Origin of the sequence: Planomonospora corallina (assembly GCF_042650625.1) — a bacterium.
Classification (GTDB): Bacteria; Actinomycetota; Actinomycetes; order Streptosporangiales; family Streptosporangiaceae; genus Planomonospora_B; species Planomonospora_B corallina.
The window spans coordinates 1-527 of the sequence record NZ_JBHSBM010000055.1; the positions used below are offsets into that span (position 1 = coordinate 1).

At 68.9% G+C, this 527-nt stretch carries 1 protein-coding gene; it reads left to right on the forward strand.

Translation table 11 applies throughout. From position 1 onward, the window contains the following. Positions 1-109: 109 nt before the first annotated feature. On the forward strand, positions 110-527 hold a 418-nt coding region (locus ACFOWE_RS30965; protein ID WP_377294122.1), incomplete at its 3' end, for an NAD(P)H-binding protein.

Here is a 527-nt window from a genome sequence, read left to right on the forward strand (position 1 = left end):
CGGAGGAGTCGGGTCGCTGTGCAGGTCATCCGCCATCACGGATGCACTATACAAACGTCATTACGATTGTATGATACAAATGTTGTACGTCGAAGGAAGGAGAAGGGCGATGCACAGGATCCTGGTGACCGGAGCGAGCGGCAACATCGGCCGCGTCGTCGCCCGGGAGCTGGCCGACACGGGAACACCGGTGCGCCTGGCGCGCCGCCCGGCCGAGCTCACCGCCGCGCACCCCACCGACCCGAGCGGTACCGGCGCATCGGACCTGGCGCAGGAGACGGCGTTCGACTTCGCCGATCCCGCGACCTGGCCGGCGGCGTTCACCGGTATCGAGACGATGTTCCTCATCCGGCCGCCGGCGATCGCCGACGTGCGCCGCGACCTGATCCCCGCCGTGGCCGCCGCCCGGGATGCCGGAGTGCGGCACGTGGTGTTCCTGTCGCTGCAGGGCGCCGAACACAACCGGCTGGTGCCCCACTCGACCGTGGAGCGGTGGCTGCGCACCTCCGGCATGGACTGGACGTTCG